General features: G+C 47.0%; 15 protein-coding genes and 1 riboswitch. Of the genes, 3 read left to right on the top strand and 12 right to left on the bottom strand.

Annotated elements, in window-relative coordinates; genetic code table 11:
• Window positions 1–47: 47 nt before the first annotated feature.
• The 5 genes from spoIIR to G9U52_RS28670 form a co-directional block, all read right to left on the bottom strand.
• The gene (gene spoIIR / locus G9U52_RS28690; RefSeq protein WP_166154122.1) at window positions 48–884 is read right to left on the bottom strand and encodes a stage II sporulation protein R; all 837 of its coding nucleotides are present in this window, start codon (window positions 882–884) and stop codon (window positions 48–50) included.
• Window positions 885–1,150: 266 nt separating this feature from the next.
• A complete protein-coding gene (locus G9U52_RS28685; RefSeq protein WP_166154120.1) occupies window positions 1,151–2,260 on the bottom strand; it encodes a N5-glutamine methyltransferase family protein in 1,110 nt (369 codons plus the stop codon).
• Between the two features lie 3 nt (window positions 2,261–2,263).
• Window positions 2,264–3,337 (bottom strand): peptide chain release factor 1, encoded by a 1,074-nt coding sequence (gene prfA, locus G9U52_RS28680; RefSeq protein WP_166154118.1) that lies wholly within the window; start codon window positions 3,335–3,337, stop codon window positions 2,264–2,266.
• Between the two features lie 103 nt (window positions 3,338–3,440).
• Window positions 3,441–4,541 (bottom strand): redox-regulated ATPase YchF, encoded by a 1,101-nt coding sequence (gene ychF / locus G9U52_RS28675; protein WP_166154116.1) that lies wholly within the window; start codon window positions 4,539–4,541, stop codon window positions 3,441–3,443.
• A gap of 165 nt (window positions 4,542–4,706) precedes the next feature.
• Window positions 4,707–5,423, bottom strand: coding sequence for a PilZ domain-containing protein (locus G9U52_RS28670; protein ID WP_166154114.1), 717 nt, complete (start codon window positions 5,421–5,423; stop codon window positions 4,707–4,709).
• Window positions 5,424–5,509: 86 nt separating this feature from the next.
• A riboswitch (cyclic di-GMP riboswitch) is annotated at window positions 5,510–5,600 on the bottom strand.
• Between the two features lie 166 nt (window positions 5,601–5,766).
• Between G9U52_RS28670 and G9U52_RS28665 the strand changes: the two genes are divergently transcribed.
• On the top strand, window positions 5,767–6,204 hold the full coding sequence (locus tag G9U52_RS28665; RefSeq protein WP_166154112.1) for a thiol-disulfide oxidoreductase DCC family protein: 438 nt from the start codon (window positions 5,767–5,769) through the stop codon (window positions 6,202–6,204).
• A gap of 136 nt (window positions 6,205–6,340) precedes the next feature.
• Window positions 6,341–6,799 (top strand): tRNA adenosine(34) deaminase TadA, encoded by a 459-nt coding sequence (gene tadA, locus G9U52_RS28660; protein WP_243767624.1) that lies wholly within the window; start codon window positions 6,341–6,343, stop codon window positions 6,797–6,799.
• 36 nt (window positions 6,800–6,835) lie between these two features.
• On the opposite strand, the gene G9U52_RS28655 is transcribed toward tadA, so the two are convergent.
• From G9U52_RS28655 to G9U52_RS28635, 5 genes are all read right to left on the bottom strand, one after another.
• Window positions 6,836–7,972 carry a hypothetical protein gene (locus G9U52_RS28655; protein ID WP_166154110.1) on the bottom strand — a complete coding sequence of 379 codons (1,137 nt, stop codon included), beginning with the start codon at window positions 7,970–7,972 and terminating at the stop codon, window positions 6,836–6,838.
• Window positions 7,972–8,502 carry an anti-sigma factor gene (locus tag G9U52_RS28650; RefSeq protein WP_166154108.1) on the bottom strand — a complete coding sequence of 177 codons (531 nt, stop codon included), beginning with the start codon at window positions 8,500–8,502 and terminating at the stop codon, window positions 7,972–7,974. Before G9U52_RS28650 ends, G9U52_RS28655 begins: the two co-directional genes overlap by 1 nt.
• Window positions 8,499–9,119 carry an RNA polymerase sigma factor gene (locus G9U52_RS28645; RefSeq protein ID WP_243767623.1) on the bottom strand — a complete coding sequence of 207 codons (621 nt, stop codon included), beginning with the start codon at window positions 9,117–9,119 and terminating at the stop codon, window positions 8,499–8,501. Before G9U52_RS28645 ends, G9U52_RS28650 begins: the two co-directional genes overlap by 4 nt.
• 203 nt (window positions 9,120–9,322) lie before the next feature.
• On the bottom strand, window positions 9,323–11,065 hold the full coding sequence (locus tag G9U52_RS28640; RefSeq protein ID WP_166154106.1) for a HAMP domain-containing methyl-accepting chemotaxis protein: 1,743 nt from the start codon (window positions 11,063–11,065) through the stop codon (window positions 9,323–9,325).
• 349 nt (window positions 11,066–11,414) lie between these two features.
• Window positions 11,415–11,630, bottom strand: coding sequence for a hypothetical protein (locus G9U52_RS28635; protein WP_166154104.1), 216 nt, complete (start codon window positions 11,628–11,630; stop codon window positions 11,415–11,417).
• Window positions 11,631–11,715: 85 nt separating this feature from the next.
• Here G9U52_RS28635 and G9U52_RS28630 point away from each other — a divergent pair, with 85 nt between their 5' ends.
• Window positions 11,716–13,629 carry a histidine kinase gene (locus G9U52_RS28630; protein ID WP_166154102.1) on the top strand — a complete coding sequence of 638 codons (1,914 nt, stop codon included), beginning with the start codon at window positions 11,716–11,718 and terminating at the stop codon, window positions 13,627–13,629.
• A gap of 55 nt (window positions 13,630–13,684) precedes the next feature.
• Here G9U52_RS28630 and istB read toward each other — a convergent pair whose 3' ends face one another.
• The gene (gene istB / locus G9U52_RS28625; protein ID WP_166154100.1) at window positions 13,685–14,464 is read right to left on the bottom strand and encodes an IS21-like element helper ATPase IstB; all 780 of its coding nucleotides are present in this window, start codon (window positions 14,462–14,464) and stop codon (window positions 13,685–13,687) included.
• Window positions 14,461–15,515 (bottom strand): Mu transposase domain-containing protein (locus tag G9U52_RS28620; protein ID WP_166154098.1); only part of this gene is annotated, 1,055 nt, incomplete at its 5' end. The genes G9U52_RS28620 and istB, both read right to left, overlap by 4 nt.

The following is a 15,515-nucleotide window of genomic DNA, read 5'->3' as shown; positions in this document are numbered from 1 at the left end:
TTGTCAATCGGTTTTAGTAGTAGTGAGTAGTGTGCCTTAGTAATCATTTATGCAAATAGCTTCACCAAAAAATCCCACAGAAAGAAACGCACTTCTGGTTGAGGCAAGCTTTTGTTTTCGTTGGCATGGATTGCTGTTGTATTCGTCGATTGCCCCGCTTTTTCTGGATTTATCGAATTTGTAGAGTTTACCGGCTTGGCAGCTAAAGCCTTGCCATTGTCTTCGGCTTGTTTGCTTGGCTTGGCTGTCGTATTACTCTCAAGCCGCTCTGCCGATGCTGGTTTTTGCCCCGCTTGGCTTCGGGCTGAGCCCGCTTTAGCATCCAGCTCATCAGGCTTTCGCGCTATCATTTCGGCATCAACAAAGCATAACGGAGGAAAAAGCACACACCACCAATTTTGCCCGTCCGCCGAACCTATGCTTACTTTCAAAGCTTCATATTCGCCTGCAGGATAGATTTGGCTTCCATACATTTTGGCAGGAAAGGCCACTTGGCCCAGCTCCACCTGGTAAGCCGAATCAAATCCGTACCGTTGCAAAGTATCACCAACCAATTGGCCAATCTCGGGCAAATGCATGCGGACAGCATCCCTTGCAGCCTCGATCCCTTGTGGCTCATTTACCCATTGCTGCATTTCCTGGACAATGGCATCGCGCACCTCGCGTTTGATCCATTGGTCGGCAGGAGAATCAGAATTAGCAAGGATACGCAGCCGGATTGACTCTTGCGGGATCATTTCCCCTATAGCCCCTTTATCTTGTACTGACCCTATCCCTGAAGCAAAAATAGTAGAGGAATCGAGGTTCGATTCCCAGCAGCATATAAGCCATATAATAGCAAAAACCATATACCAATGACGACGATTCCCGTTCTGTTTACCCATGGATTCAACCATCCTTCCGCACTCGCTGCGCCTTGTTTTCTAGTACAAGTATCGGCCAATGCGAGAAGGATTAAACCTCGTATTCTAGTAATCTAGCAATTATTATGTTGTTGAAGCCGCTGTGAAGCTAAGCGGACACAGAAGCCATTATTTGGCCCGCGGAATCGCCTGTTTGGCTATGCTGGCAGTCATAGAAGTCGCTATTGACAGGTTTAGACCTCCTGCGGAGAGATTTAACCCTAATAGCGGTTTCTGTGTCCGCAAAGCTAACAGGTTGCCGAGACTGGAAACCTGATCCCTATTACATGCCGGGGAATACCCGCCAAATCGGGCACAATACGGATTTCGTCCCATGCCCCGGCTTGGCGCAGCAATTGTGCAACCTCGCCCGCTTGGCCGAAGCCCACTTCAAGCCCGACTAACGAAGGTAATACTTCCAGCATCGCTAACTGCTCCATAAGGCGACGATACAGATCTAGCCCATCCACGCCTCCGTACAATGCAGAGCGCGGCTCGTAATGTCGCACCTCTATTTGCAGCCCTGCTTCATCCGCCTCCGGTATGTAAGGCGGGTTGGACACTACCACATCCAGCCGTAATCCGCGTTGGATGTAAGGCATGAGCAAGTCGCCTTCCATGAAGGTGACTTGCCCATCAACGGCGTGGCGCTTCGCATTCGCTTGAGCTACAGCTAACGCTGTCGACGATATGTCCGAGCCGACCACGCGCCATTGCGGGCACTGTACGGCCAGGCTGACAGCAATCGCGCCGCTGCCTGCTCCAATATCAGCAACCAACAGCCTGCTGCGGCCAGCCGTTGCAGGTTCCAGCCGTTGCTTCGCCTCTGCCTCGTTTCCGTCCAGTCCGCCGCGCTCCGCGTGCTGCTCCACTTCTTCTGCTAGGCCACTTACTTCCACTCCACGCACTCCCGCTCCCGTGCTGCGTGCTTCCGCGCCACGCGTCTCCGTACCACGTGCCTCTACGCCGCGCCGTGCTTTGGCGCCTTCGCCGCACGCTTCAGGCCAGAGCTGCTTGCCAAGCAGCACGATCTGCTCGACCAGCAGCTCCGTCTCCGGACGCGGGATCAGTACCGCCGGCGTCACCGTAAAAGGGAGCCCGTAGAACTCCTGCTCCCCTATGATGTACTGCACCGGCTCGCCCGCCGCCCGCCGCTCCAGCAGCTCCCGCCACTTTGCATTCCGCTCCTCCGGGAATGGCTCTTGCCAGCTGAGCAATAGCTCGCTACGGCTAAGCCCCAGCAGGTGCTGCAATAGCAAGTCGGCGCTGCCTTCTGCCTCACTGGCGCCATGCTCCCGAAAAAAAGAAGAAGCCTCCACATAGGCTTCACGAATCGTTAACTTTTGTAGGGCAACCATAGCTTAGGCTTGCTCTCCTCTATCCATCAAATCCGATTGCGCTGCAATCGTTAATGTGGAGATAATCTCATCCATATCTCCATTGAGTACTGCATCCAGACGATGCAACGTCAGGCCGATACGGTGGTCGGTCACGCGGCTTTGCGGGAAATTATAGGTACGAATCCGCTCGCTGCGGTCACCTGTTCCGACCTTGCTTTTACGGTCACCGGCGTATTTGGACATTTCCTCTTGCTGGAACTTGTCAAAAATCCGTGCACGCAGCACCTGGAGTGCTTTTTCTTTATTCGAGTTTTGTGATTTACCATCCTGGCAAGTCGCCATAATGCCTGTGGGCACATGAAGCACGCGAACCGCCGATTTAGTCGTATTAACAGACTGTCCACCCGCTCCACTGGAGCAGAAGGTATCTACACGAATATCACTATCATGAATTTCAATATCGAATTCTTCCATTTCGGGCATAACCGCTACTGTAGAAGTCGAGGTATGAATCCGTCCACCCGATTCAGTCGTCGGAATTCGTTGAACACGGTGCGCACCGCTCTCGTATTTCAGCTTGCTGTAGGCACCTTTGCCATTAATGGAAAAAATAATTTCTTTAAATCCGCCCAAATCATTCATGCTGACATCCATAACTTCCGTACGCCAGCCTTGGACATCGGCAAATTTGGTATACATCCGATATAGGTCAGAAGCAAATAATGCGGCTTCATCCCCGCCCGCTGCGCCGCGGATTTCCACAATTACATTCTTGTCGTCATTCGGATCCTTAGGCAGCATCAATACATTGATACGGGCTTCCAGCTCCGTCTTGCGATCGGACAGCTCATCCAGCTCCATTTTTACAAGCTCGCGCATATCGTCATCCAGCTTCTCGTTCTGCATAATGCGCGCTGCATCATACTCTTCAACTACGCCTCTGTATTCGATATAGGCATCATAAGCTTCCTGTAAGTCAGATTGCTCCTTCGAATACTCCCTTAGCTTCTTCGTATCACTAGATACATCGGGGTCACATAGAAGCTCGCTTAATTTCTCATACCGCCCAGCTAATGACTGTAGTCTGTCTATCATATTCGTTCACCTCTTATCCTCGTTATTTCCATTTCATCCGTATAGGTCTTTTTAACAGCCCGACATTCAGCCATACCATCATCGTGCTCTTTGTGTAGCTAAGCTATACGTTGAAACGGAAATGCATAACATCGCCGTCCTTAACTACGTATTCCTTGCCTTCTAAACGAACCTGGCCTTTTTCCTTAGCCGCATTCATCGAGCCTGCATTTACTAGATCGTGGTAAGCAACCACCTCGGCACGAATAAAGCCTCGCTCAAAGTCCGTATGGATCACACCCGCCGCTTGTGGTGCTTTGGTACCTACGACTATCGTCCATGCACGAACCTCTTGGACACCCGCAGTAAAATACGTAAACAGGCCAAGCAGCTTATACGCTACTTTGATAAGGCGGTTTAAGCCGGATTCCTGCAAGCCCAGCTCCTCCAGGAACATCGCCTTGTCTTCGCCCTCTAGCTCGGCAATTTCAGACTCTACCTTGGCGCTAATGGCAACAACATCCGCACCTTCAATAGCGGCAAATTCACGAACCTGCTTCACGAATGGATTCTCGTCCGCATTTCCAACCTCATCCTCGCTCACATTGGCCGCGTACAGCATGGGCTTCATGGTTAAAAGGTGCAGGTCACGGATCAGCAGCTTTTCATCATCGGTCAGCTCCACACTACGTGCTGGCTTATCGTTATACAATGCCTCTTTCACACGCTCCAAGCATTCAACTTCGGCCGCATATTTCTTGTCGCCGCCTTTAATATTTTTACGGGAGCGCTCAATGCGCTTCTCCACCGATTCGATATCTGCCAAGACGAGCTCCAGATTAATCGTTTCAATATCGCTGATCGGGTTAATGCCACCTGATACATGCGTAATGTTCTCATCCTCAAAGCAGCGTACGACATGGACAATGGCATCCACTTCACGGATATGAGCCAGAAACTTATTGCCAAGCCCCTCACCTTTGCTTGCGCCCTTAACCAAACCGGCAATATCTACAAACTCAAATGCCGTAGGAACGACGCTTTTAGGAACCACAATCTCCGTAAGCTTTTGCAGCCGCTCGTCGGGAACCTCCACCACACCCACATTCGGGTCAATGGTACAAAAAGGGTAATTCGCCATTTCGGCACCCGCTTGTGTTATTGCATTAAATAAAGTGGATTTTCCAACGTTCGGAAGACCCACAATTCCCGCTTTTAAAGCCATGTATAGGACAACTCCTTAATTAATTGTTTTCAATATCCCTAAATAGTTATTATATCGCAAATGGAGCCATGTTGTCACCTTAAACTCGTAGTTAAAAGCAATTAAAACCGTATAATACCAAAAAATCCGCCTTATTGGCGGAATGAACGAGCTTATTCAATTCCCTTACTTAAATGTCCGCTTGATCTGGTCTAGTTTCTTATTACTAAAATGCAATTCGACCTGTTTTTTCAACACGAACGCCCTTAATGAATTTGCTTTATCTGCGGCTATTTCCACATATCGGGCTCCATAATAGTAGCCTTCCTCGATCTTCTCACGCCTGAGAATCTCTGCTATACAAGGCATCGAGAAACCCAAATCTAGTTCTACTTCAATAACCATTGAGTTTCCTAGATCGGTATCATGCTTTAAAGCAAAGCCAAGTCCGCTAATGCTTATATTATAGATAACCAGCCCTATTGCATCATCCAATGGCAGCCTTTCATTCGTATCTTGGCTAGTGAGCGCATGGATTTTGCCTTTTTCATTAACTTCTACCCGTGGATTACTCCGTTTTTCGATAAAACGGCGCCGGTTTTGCGGTGGGTTAATTATAATTAAGCTGCCTTGGTCCTTGGCAACGACAGTAGATTGAAAAGTAAAGATGCCGCCCGCCGAATAGACCGTCAATTTAACGGAATCGCCCAGCTCAAATACTTTGAATTCTGGAATTTCAACTTCCAGGATATCGCCCTCTGCATAGGTTAAAAGACCTGTCGATACAAAATTATCCTTCTCAACTACAGTACGACTATGAATGAGGACCGTTGACGGGTTTTTGAAAATTTCGCTTGTATATTCGTAGTTTATCCCCGCAGCTGAAGATTTAGATATCACCATAAACCCGCTCCTCGCGTTATAATAGAAAAAACTGCCGTCCGAACCTTGGTTCGGAAAACAGCTGCTGCGCACCGGGATTTATAATAATCGGCGGCTAGGCTGCCCTAGCCCTTTGTTGAGGACCTTAGACCCTAAGCTTTGCGTCCTTGCCTTTCGGCAAGTTTGCCTTTTCCGTAATGCAGTACTTATGTTAAAATATGTAATTTATTTACATTAGATCCTTGGTCTCATTATACGGTTTCCTTGGAAGGGACGCAATCATTTTCAGAAAATTTACAAAACTTTTATTTATTTTTGAGGCTTTATGATATAATTTCTCCACAATTATGAAGAAGGTGACGTTATGACGGCACAAAAACAACCAAAAACCGAACAATTCGATTCCGGCCATTCCATTGTTTTATTTGATGGTGTATGCCGCTTTTGCAACGGTTGGGTACAGTTTATACTCAAGCACGATAAGCATGACCAATTCCGGTTTTCCCCACTGCAATCGGATTTCGTACAAGGCTTACTGATGGCTGGCCATCTCCACAACATATCCATGGATTCGGTTATACTGCTTGATGGCAGTAAGGTTTATACCCATTCTTCAGCAGTCCTCCAGATTTTCAAGCAATTGGGCGGGGGCTGGAGCTTGCTATCTTGGTTCAGGGCAGTACCGCGGCCGATCAGGGAAGCCGTTTACCGATTTATTGCCAAACGCAGATACCAGTTATTCGGCAAGTATGATAGCTGCATGATCCCTGATGCCAATGTCAGAAGCAAGTTTATGGATTAACGTTCTTTAATGATTTCCACAGCTATTTATATGAATTTGTGCATAACTAGCCAGTTATCCACAGAGTTGTCCACAACATGTTAACAAACGAATGTTTGTTCGCCATTCATCCACAAGCCTAATGGAGGTATTTCATATGCAGGAACATATCGATTATATGCAAGCGGCTATTGAAGAAGCGCGTAAAGCCGAACAATTGCTAGAAGTGCCGATTGGTGCTGTAGTCGTCTGGCAGGACCAAATTATTGGCCGCGGCTACAACCTTCGTGAGACTACCCGAGATCCGCTCGCCCATGCCGAGTTGATTGCCATTAAGCAGGCCAGCGACTATTTGCAGGCCTGGCGGCTGCTCGAATGCAAGCTGTATGTAACCTTGGAGCCCTGTCCGATGTGTGCTGGGGCTATTGTGCAGTCGCGGATTCCCCAGGTCATTTATGGAACTGTCGATCCCAAAGCAGGCTGCGCGGGCACCTTGATGAATTTGCTGCAAGAGGAACGCTTCAACCACCGGGTTGATGTTATTAGTGGGGTACTGCAAGCAGAGTGCAGCCTACTGCTTACCCAATTTTTTCGCAAGCTGCGGAGCCAAAAATAAAGCAGAAGCCTTGGACGTTGCCGGCTTCTGCGCTTCTCACCTATATGGTTGCTTTTTTTGCCTGTTGCTTCCTGCCATTAGCCATAACCCTCCACCTATTAGCACGACAGAAACAACAATCGTCTGAAAATAACGATGGAAGTACGTCGATATTCGTTGCATCGGGAACCAAATGTCCAACAGCCTAAGCAGCATCGTGTCCGTTACGTAATAGAGCCCAAGCCCCAGCAGCACAATGCCGATCCACCTCTGGTGGTTTACCAACCAATCGAATATCGGGATGTCCGGCAAATGCCCATGGTTGGGCTTGGAAATGAGCTGCAGCGCATCGAAAAAGCTGTAAAACCACAAAATCGGAATCAGGAATAAAAATAAGGAAAGATGCAGCACATCTAAAATATAAATACATCCAAAGAAAGCAACCATAAGCTGCAGCCCGCGTTTTTGCAGGCCCAGGTACATATGCCCCGCGCCCGGAACGATGGATAGGAAGGTGGCCATGACCTTGCTTTTTTTGCCATCCTCACGCATATCCTGGAAATCCTCTAAAAACGTCTGGTCTATTAGCGCATCTCCCCGTTGTTTGCGGTTCAACTGCTGGATGCAGTCAAACATGCCATAGAGCCAAATGATCGGCAATACGCCCAGAAATACTAACACATCGCTGCTTGATATCGAAGCGACAAACATAATCATCGTGAAGGACCCGAAAAAAGTGGCCAAAAACGCCAAGCCGCGCTGCACCATGCCTAGCTGGAGATGACCCAGCCCCGGAACCAACGAAAGCAATATCGTAAAAAACCGCTCTTTATCCTGCATCGGTTGCCAAGCTATATAGGAACCTGGCTCCTGGGAAGGGGAAGTGCCAGCGTATGGGTTTGGCCCCTCCCCAGCCGCCGATCCCCTTGGACCAGGCTGCCTGCTATTGACAACCGCCACAATCATATCCAGCAAATTAACAACACCCACTAGAAAGGCAACAATAAGCAGAGCAATCAGCGGCAGCTCATAATGGCGCGCCTCTCCCAAAATAGCCACCAGAAATACCAACATTAAGGGGCCGAAAAAACAAGCCCCATATAATAATCCCCTTATAATCCTACCCAAATATAAATGCCCTAGTCCGGGAATGAAGGATAACAGCAGAGCTGTCATCGGATGTTTAGACCGCATTAGCGACTTCCCCCTCTCTCATGTTTAGGCTGGATCGCGTCCAGCATGACGATTGTTTTATCCAGCAATTGTTGGGAAACAGATATAGGCATAGGTGCTGGTTCCGCCTGCATGGTGCCTGAAGTTAGCGGCTCCTCTGGGCTCCCCCCAACGGCAATGGATTGAAATAACCCCGAGCCCATCAGCAGCATCGTAATACTGGCAGCCACCGTATAATGGAATAGAGGATGTCGCGTCCAAGTCCATGTTCCTAGGCTCCACCTTTTGCTTATAGAGGAAGCTGCCTTGTCCCTAGATAAGCTGTCAGCTGGCCGGTCATAGCTACTCTGGATGGCTTTCATAACGTTATCCGCTAATGCCGCCTCATGAAGCAGCAAGGGATAAGCAGCTGAAGCAAGCTCCAAACTTTGTATATACAGCTCCATACAAGCATCACAGGCCTCAAGATGCAGTTCCCATGTATCACTTTCTCCCTCAGAAAGTCTATGTTCTACGTAGGCAAGCCATTGCTCCAATGTACCGTGACTCATCTCCACTCCTCCTCCTTCCAATGCTTGCGAATCCATTGTTTGGCCCTGTATAGCTTAGATTCTACGGTTTTGATTGCAACACCCTGTTGGCTAGCAATTTCCTGATAGCTTTTATCCTCAATATAGTAGGCAACGACCACTTGGCGGTAATTGTCCGGAATCTCGTGCAAGTAATCCTTGACCCGCTGCTGGAGCTGGACGTATATCACTTCATCCTCTACGGATGTTTCCGACGCTTCTGGTAGGTCCAGCTCTTCCATTTGGCCAGTAAGCTGTTCCCGCTTGCGCTCCAAGGAGCGCTTGTAATCGATCGCTTTATTAATGGCAATCCGGGTCATCCAGGTTTTCAGCCCTTTATGCTGGTAGTGAGGGAGAGAAGCATAAATTTTGAGCAGCACTTCCTGTGTAACATCCTCTGCATCTTTAGTGGACCGCAGTATAGAATAGGCAACGTGGAATAAATAGGTGTTGTACTTGTCCATCAATAATCGAAATGCTTCGTGGTCGCCAGCCACAATCCGTTTAATCCAATCGGTTTCTTCAGTTATCGTTCTCCCCCTCCTCTCCATAACATAGACGAACATTAGTGTAAAATCACTGCACTTATCGACAATCATATCGGCAAACCAATCAAGTAAGCAAAAAAAGCCCGCTCCAGCGATTGCCGGCGTGCGTTTATCGGCTTTGCCACCTTGAGCGAATTTTGAATCGCCAGCCGCTTAATTCATAAAGAGGATCCCCACTGATGATGGAGGATCCTCTTTATGGTAGTACGGTTATTATAAGCTATGCCGATGTGCTATTGCCCGCCCCTACTCCCTTATGAAACCTTGAACTGGGATAAAAGCTCGTGCAGCTCTTCAGTCATTTCGGATAAAGACTGCGCTGACGACTGCACACCCTCTGTAGCCTGGAATTGATGCTCCGCAGAGGTAGACACGCCTTGTGAGGCGGAGGCTGATCTTCTGGCAATGTCGGCTACCTGGTAGACCGAGGCCGTAATTTGCTCCGCACCCGCAGACATTTCTTGCGAGGTCGCCGCCATTTCCTGAACCTGCGAAGCAATAAGCGATGTGGACTGCAGAATATGGTCGAAGTTGATCTCCGTCTCACGAACGCTTGCGATTCCAGTCATGACCTCTTCTTTGACCTTCAGCATGGCATTAGCTGACTCTTTGATACCCAACTGGATCTCGCCTAGCAAGGAGGCAATTTCCTCTGAGGACAAGCGCGATTGCTCGGCTAGCTTGCGAACCTCCGTAGCGACTACAGCAAAGCCTAGCCCTTGGTCGCCAGCGCGTGCTGCCTCTATAGCCGCATTCAGCGCCAACAGATTGGTTTGCTGGGCAACATCCTGGATCGCATGAAGAATGCTGCCAATCTCTTGCGACTTATGGTCCAGCAGTTGGATCAATTGATCCGTTTGTGAAACGGAATCGTTGATCGAGTCCATTTGCTCGACTGTCTTTTGCACCAAAGCACCGCCGTTTTCCGCTTGCAGCCTCGACGATTCGACCGTTTCGGCAATGGTCGACGCATTCTCCGCAAGACGCCCAATCCCTGCGCCCACTTCCTCCATGGAACGCGAGGTTTCTTCCATGCTGACGGTTTGCTCGCTGGCACCCTCCGCTACACCTTTAACCGTTTGGGCAATTTGCCGGGATGCCGTCTGCATCTCCCCGGAGCTTGTCTTAAGCTGCTCTGCCGAAACGGCAACTAACCCGGCATGCTCATTAATTTTCAAGATCATTTGCTTCATATGCTCTGTCATTTGCCCAAAAGCCCCACTCAAATCGCCAATTTCATCCTGTCGGGCCATGGTTACATAGGCAATCGATAAATCTCCAGCTGACACCCGCTTAGCAACAACGCTCATCTGCCTTATTGGCAAAGAAACATGGCGCGCGATTACAAAGGAAATCGCCAATCCTAAAAGAATGGCAAGCACGCTGAGAATAATGACCCAAATCACACCAGTGCGATAGGAATCTGTTAATTCTTCTCCCCATTCATTTGCATACTTCTGGTTGTTCTTCGTGAGCTCATTAATCACTACTGTGCATCCAGTTACATATCCATTGGCCTGCTGAATAAGCGCTAGCCCTTCTGGTCCATGCTTTTCTACCGCACTCAGGAGGGAGGGGAACAAGGCTGCATATTTGCCCCAATTCTCATTAAAATATTTAACAAGATTACCATCACTGGCTTGTGAGGCTATTCCGTCCATCTTTGCCACTTTAGCTTGAATCTGTTGGAAGATACGCCTCGCATTTTCCGGTTGGGTGACGACTTCACTGCTTCCTTTCATAGAATCACCCAAATCTTGGTTATTCGATGGATCCTCCAGGTTTAACTGGATCCGCAGGATAAGATCGTCGAGCTCCATCAGCTCATGGTTCAGATTGCCGAGCAGGATGACATTCGGCAGACCTACCTGCGTGGTTTGCTTCGACTTGTTGCCCATCGTTCCCATGTTCATAATGGCCGTTATACTTGTGACTGACAATAGCAGCAAGATCACAAAAAAACTGAATAACAATTTTTTAAACAGTGTTAGCTTCATCTCTAATCCTCCGATTATTTCTCTCTAGTAAGGTCCCATTAAAAACTACTATTTCACAAAAAATCGCAGTTCCTATCTATATAGGTCGTTTACCTTCTCTTTTACTTCGGTAGGATTGTATCTTTACTTTATAGTCCAAAGGTCCCTTATTGGGTAATATATCCAAGGGTAATGCCATCCTATATCTTTCATCTGCTGATTGATCATTAAGGCTCACGCAAAATGTTTGCAATAACATACAAACATATTTGCATTCTTGGACTATCGACAAAAAGCAATAAGAGATTGCATAATAGGACTTGTCCTAATATACAATCTCTTATTTTTTTGGTAAAATTAAGAAATAAAATTATTGCCATGAAGTGTTTGTCCCATTTGATCCCTTTATGTAATCCTTAGCGGATTGGGAAAATAATTTTACGATATTTTGAGCCTCTTCTGCTGTGATAGACCATGCTTGGAACCAATTACTATCTTTAAACAAATTGGAAATTTCTTGAGGATCGCTTTGTTTTAAATTACGAATCACTTGATGTAGTTCGGAAGAATATACAACAGTTGACATATTACCACCTCCTTTCTACAATTATTTACATTAATTACATTTTTATTATATCAGAAAATATGAAAAAGCAAGGGGGTAAATAGCGTTGGAATCTAAATTTTTTTTCAGGCTAACCTTTATCTCACTTGTTATTTTGCATGGGTGGCTTACCTATATTACTTTACAATATCCGTATTTAGGTATACTGCTGTCACAGAATGAAAAAAGTGAATGGGCCATACGAACGCTAGAGACGGATAGTGCTAGCTTAAAAATGAATTTACAAATTGGGGATCTGATCGAGAAAGTTAATGGCGAGCATCCGAATGATTATTTCTCAATACGAAAATGGAAATCAATTGATCAAGCAGACAACATCACCATTTTCCGCAATGGCGAGGAGTTTGAAGTAATAGTCGGCAACGTTCGAGCTGCTCCAAGCACGGATGTCCTTCCATTATTGGGGGAGCTTCTGACTATATACCTTGCCATTTTATTATATTGGAAAGCACCACACTCTATCTCAGCACGTCTTCTTTCTCTCGTTTTTATGAATATTGGCTTTATTTTTGCAAGTTTAGGAGCCTCTCAGAGAGGCGATACACTCGGAAAAATTTGTATATCTACTTTAATGATGGTTCTTCCTATTCTGTTCCTACATTTTTTAATCATATTTTTTAATGAAAAGGTGAAAATATCGTTTCTTTCAAAAATAGTTAAACCTTTATATATGAGCATCTTACTATTATTTATACTTAGACAAACGTTTTTTATAGAAGACGTTGCCCATTATTTCTACTCATTCTACGAAAACATTGTAATTGCGTTTTTTTTAACAGGTCTCACGCTAAATTTTGCTTTCCTTCTGTATGTTTATTACAAGTATGCTAAAGAGTCTTATCACTTATCCATAATGATAAAAACTGTCTGGTGGGCCTTAATCATATCCTTCGTTCCTTTTGCCTGCCTATCTTTCATTCCCCAATTATTATTCAGATATGATTGGGTTAGCTCCTTATACACATCCTGGTTCATTCTGTTCTTTCCCTTATCCTTTGCCTATTTGATCCTTGCCAAAAAGCTTTACGACATTGATCTCGTTTTGCGTCGTGTTATGTTCACCTTATCGCTTTCCATCCTTCCAAGTCTGGGGATCGTCGCGCTCAATGCGCTAATTTTGCAGCAGGATGTTTCGTGGATGCATGTATTATTCAGCTTTATTGGCACCCTACTGATCTTTACTTTCGTTTTGTATTCGTTTGAATATATCGCAACAAAGCTAGAGTCTATTATGTTTCCGCGAAAATACTATCTCAATAAAGCCTTGAAAAAGATCGCTAGCAATCTGCGTTTTATCACCAGCTTCCGGGAGCTTAAAGAAATGGTTCTCGTCGATATTGTCCAGACGCTGCAAGTATTTGGTGCTGCCATTGTGTTTAAGTATCAGGATCGAGTAGAAACCGTTACAGAAGGTATCATTTCCTTATCGGCCGTGGATCTATTAGTAAGGGACGAGCAATGGGATCACTCCTCACTCACCTATTTGGAAATTAACCACCATGAAGATTACACCAGCTACTTGATCTTAACGGATAAAAAAACGAACACAACTCTCAGCAAGGAAGACCTCCAATGGTTGAATTTTATAATTTCTTACCTCGCCGTAAGCTTGGAAAATATGCATTTGATCCACAAGCTGAACCTGAAGTTGCAGCATCTCGCCTCACAGATACCCAATGAGCAAACAGCCCAAGATCTGCTTTGGTTCCGCAAGCTGATGTTCGAGCTTCAGGAGGATGAGCGCAAGCGGATTGCGAGCGATCTCCATGATACAACCATGCAGGATTTATTTTTCCTGAAGAAACGATTTACTTCGCTGATTGAGAAGCCGCGTTTTCCTCAAGAGGATATCGAGCAAATGAAGGGCATTATTGATTACATAGAAATTATTAATACGAATCTTCGCCAAAACTGCTTCGAGCTGCACCTGTATTTGTCAACTGAAAATCCAGCCACGTAGTCATTTAAAAACCAGCCACTCCGTCAAAAAAATAAAGGCCTATCCAGCCATGGTTTTAAGTTAATTGCTGAGTTTGCAGCCACTCCTTCGTTTCCTTCAACCGGTACGAATTTCCGTTCATATTCACAAGGTAGGATTGATGGGTCAAACGGTCAATCATCGCAGCGGTCATGACCGGGTCACGGAAAATTTCACCCCAACGCTCAAAGGATAAGTTGGTCGTAATGATCGTAGATTTTCGGCCTGCACGAAGGGACAGATGGGTAAATAACAACTCGGAGCCTTCCTTGTCAAAAGAGATATAGCCCATTTCATCGGCAATGACCAGGTCATATTTTTCAAAACGGTTCTGGAAGGCCCGCAGCGTCTGCTGGGAGCGGCATTCCTTGATCTGGTTAATGAGCAATGGGACCGTGGTAAACCACACTTTATACCCTTCTTGGCAAGCCCTCAGGCCCAATCCGATCCCAATATGGCTTTTTCCGGTCCCTGGATTTCCGGACAAAATGACGTTTCGGCCTTCCTCGATGAAGGTTAAGGACTGGAGATGCTTTAGCTTTTTCTGGGCATCCTCAGGCAAATCTACAAGGGACAGGTCCTCCAAATACTTCTTGTGGGTAAATTGGGCGAGTCGAATGCGGCTGGTACGTGCGGCCTCCGCCCGGGCATCACACTCTTTCTGCAACAAGTGCGCCAAAAATTCCTCATAACACAGGTCCAGCTGGTTCGCTTCTTGTACGTGCATTTCCAGATGCTGGGCCATCATGGGCAGCCTCAATTCCTTGCTGTAGGCGGTCACTTTTTCCATCCACGCTTTGCGTGACAGTTGGCTCATGCAACGGCCTCCTTGGGCGGTACAGGCTGGGTTTGGAACAGTTCGTCATATAGGCGCAGATGTTGCTGGGCATGCGCCTCAATGTCTTGGGACTCTTGTGAGGACAAGGCTTGTGGCGGCAGGACTTCCCGTGCCCTGGCACACAACGCCTTAATTTTATCGGTAGTTACGTGGCTCGGATGGATCCGGCACAGCTCTGCCACACTATGCTCCACCTCCACGAGGGTAACTCCATCTGCAATCATTTGCAGGAGTTCTACAAAATCTTTCTCCCGTCTGGTATAATAGGTTTCATAGATGTTTTTCCATTTTGTTTGTGCCTGCTGCAGTGCCGTGCTACCGGCCAATGCACCAGGTTTTTTCTTTAGGGTTTCCAGGTAATGGCTAAGCTCCAAACGCCATTCGTGGCACCCCACAAGCCGGGCATGTTCTGCGACTTGCCTACCGTCATGGAAGCATTGGATCCGGCCTGAATAGACCTTGACCATCGCTAATTGGCCGACGAAATGATCCGGTACGGAGTAATGGTTCTGGTCAACAATGACGGTTGCATACTTATCCACACGGGCGAAAAAGCTGCGTGACGCATCGAATAGGGGCATCTTCGGCAACAGGCAAGAACGTTCTTCTTCCAGGCAGGCTTCTGCGCTTTTCCCTTCGCGGCTATCCTGGGGTTTACCATTTAGCTTCCCACAGACCGCAAGCAAGTAAGCGTTCGCTTCCTCCAAGGTATCAAATGTATCCCGAACCGAGAAGGCTTTACGGCGGGCCACTTCCACCGTGCGTTCTACGTGCCCTTTTTCATTTCCACTGCGGACATTACAGAACCGGAACTGGAATCCATAATAAATAGAAAGCTGCAAAAGCGCTTCCGTCGGTTCTTTCTCTACCCCTATAAAGCTTTTGACGGCGACTTTCATGTTGTCATAGACAAGGGTTTGGTACACACCACCTACATGCCCGAAGAACCGGGCATGGGCTTCCTGGAAGCATTCTGTCTTTTGTTTGGTGAATAAGCAGGCATACCGGTAGTTGCCATAGGCGGTTGTGA

The organism is Paenibacillus agricola, assembly GCF_011440305.1.
In the GTDB taxonomy this organism is placed as follows: Bacteria; Bacillota; Bacilli; order Paenibacillales; family NBRC-103111; genus Paenibacillus_S; species Paenibacillus_S agricola.
Note: the sequence above shows the minus strand (reverse complement) of the source record. Positions and strands in the feature narration are given on the sequence as shown.

Bases quoted from the DNA above. Each gene is read 5' to 3' on its own strand.
- G9U52_RS28655 (WP_166154110.1), bottom strand. From the start codon at position 7,972: ATGCGGTCTAAACATCCGATGACAGCTCTGCTGTTATCCTTCATTCCC.
- G9U52_RS28640 (WP_166154106.1), bottom strand. From the start codon at position 11,065: ATGAAGCTAACACTGTTTAAAAAATTGTTATTCAGTTTTTTTGTGATC.
- spoIIR (WP_166154122.1), bottom strand. From the start codon at position 884: ATGGGTAAACAGAACGGGAATCGTCGTCATTGGTATATGGTTTTTGCT.
- ychF (WP_166154116.1), bottom strand. From the start codon at position 4,541: ATGGCTTTAAAAGCGGGAATTGTGGGTCTTCCGAACGTTGGAAAATCC.
- istB (WP_166154100.1), bottom strand. From the start codon at position 14,464: ATGAGCCAACTGTCACGCAAAGCGTGGATGGAAAAAGTGACCGCCTAC.
- tadA (WP_243767624.1), top strand. From the start codon at position 6,341: ATGCAGGAACATATCGATTATATGCAAGCGGCTATTGAAGAAGCGCGT.
- G9U52_RS28650 (WP_166154108.1), bottom strand. From the start codon at position 8,502: ATGAGTCACGGTACATTGGAGCAATGGCTTGCCTACGTAGAACATAGA.
- prfA (WP_166154118.1), bottom strand. From the start codon at position 3,337: ATGATAGACAGACTACAGTCATTAGCTGGGCGGTATGAGAAATTAAGC.
- G9U52_RS28645 (WP_243767623.1), bottom strand. From the start codon at position 9,119: ATGATTGTCGATAAGTGCAGTGATTTTACACTAATGTTCGTCTATGTT.
- G9U52_RS28685 (WP_166154120.1), bottom strand. From the start codon at position 2,260: ATGGTTGCCCTACAAAAGTTAACGATTCGTGAAGCCTATGTGGAGGCT.
- G9U52_RS28670 (WP_166154114.1), bottom strand. From the start codon at position 5,423: ATGGTGATATCTAAATCTTCAGCTGCGGGGATAAACTACGAATATACA.
- G9U52_RS28665 (WP_166154112.1), top strand. From the start codon at position 5,767: ATGACGGCACAAAAACAACCAAAAACCGAACAATTCGATTCCGGCCAT.
- G9U52_RS28635 (WP_166154104.1), bottom strand. From the start codon at position 11,630: ATGTCAACTGTTGTATATTCTTCCGAACTACATCAAGTGATTCGTAAT.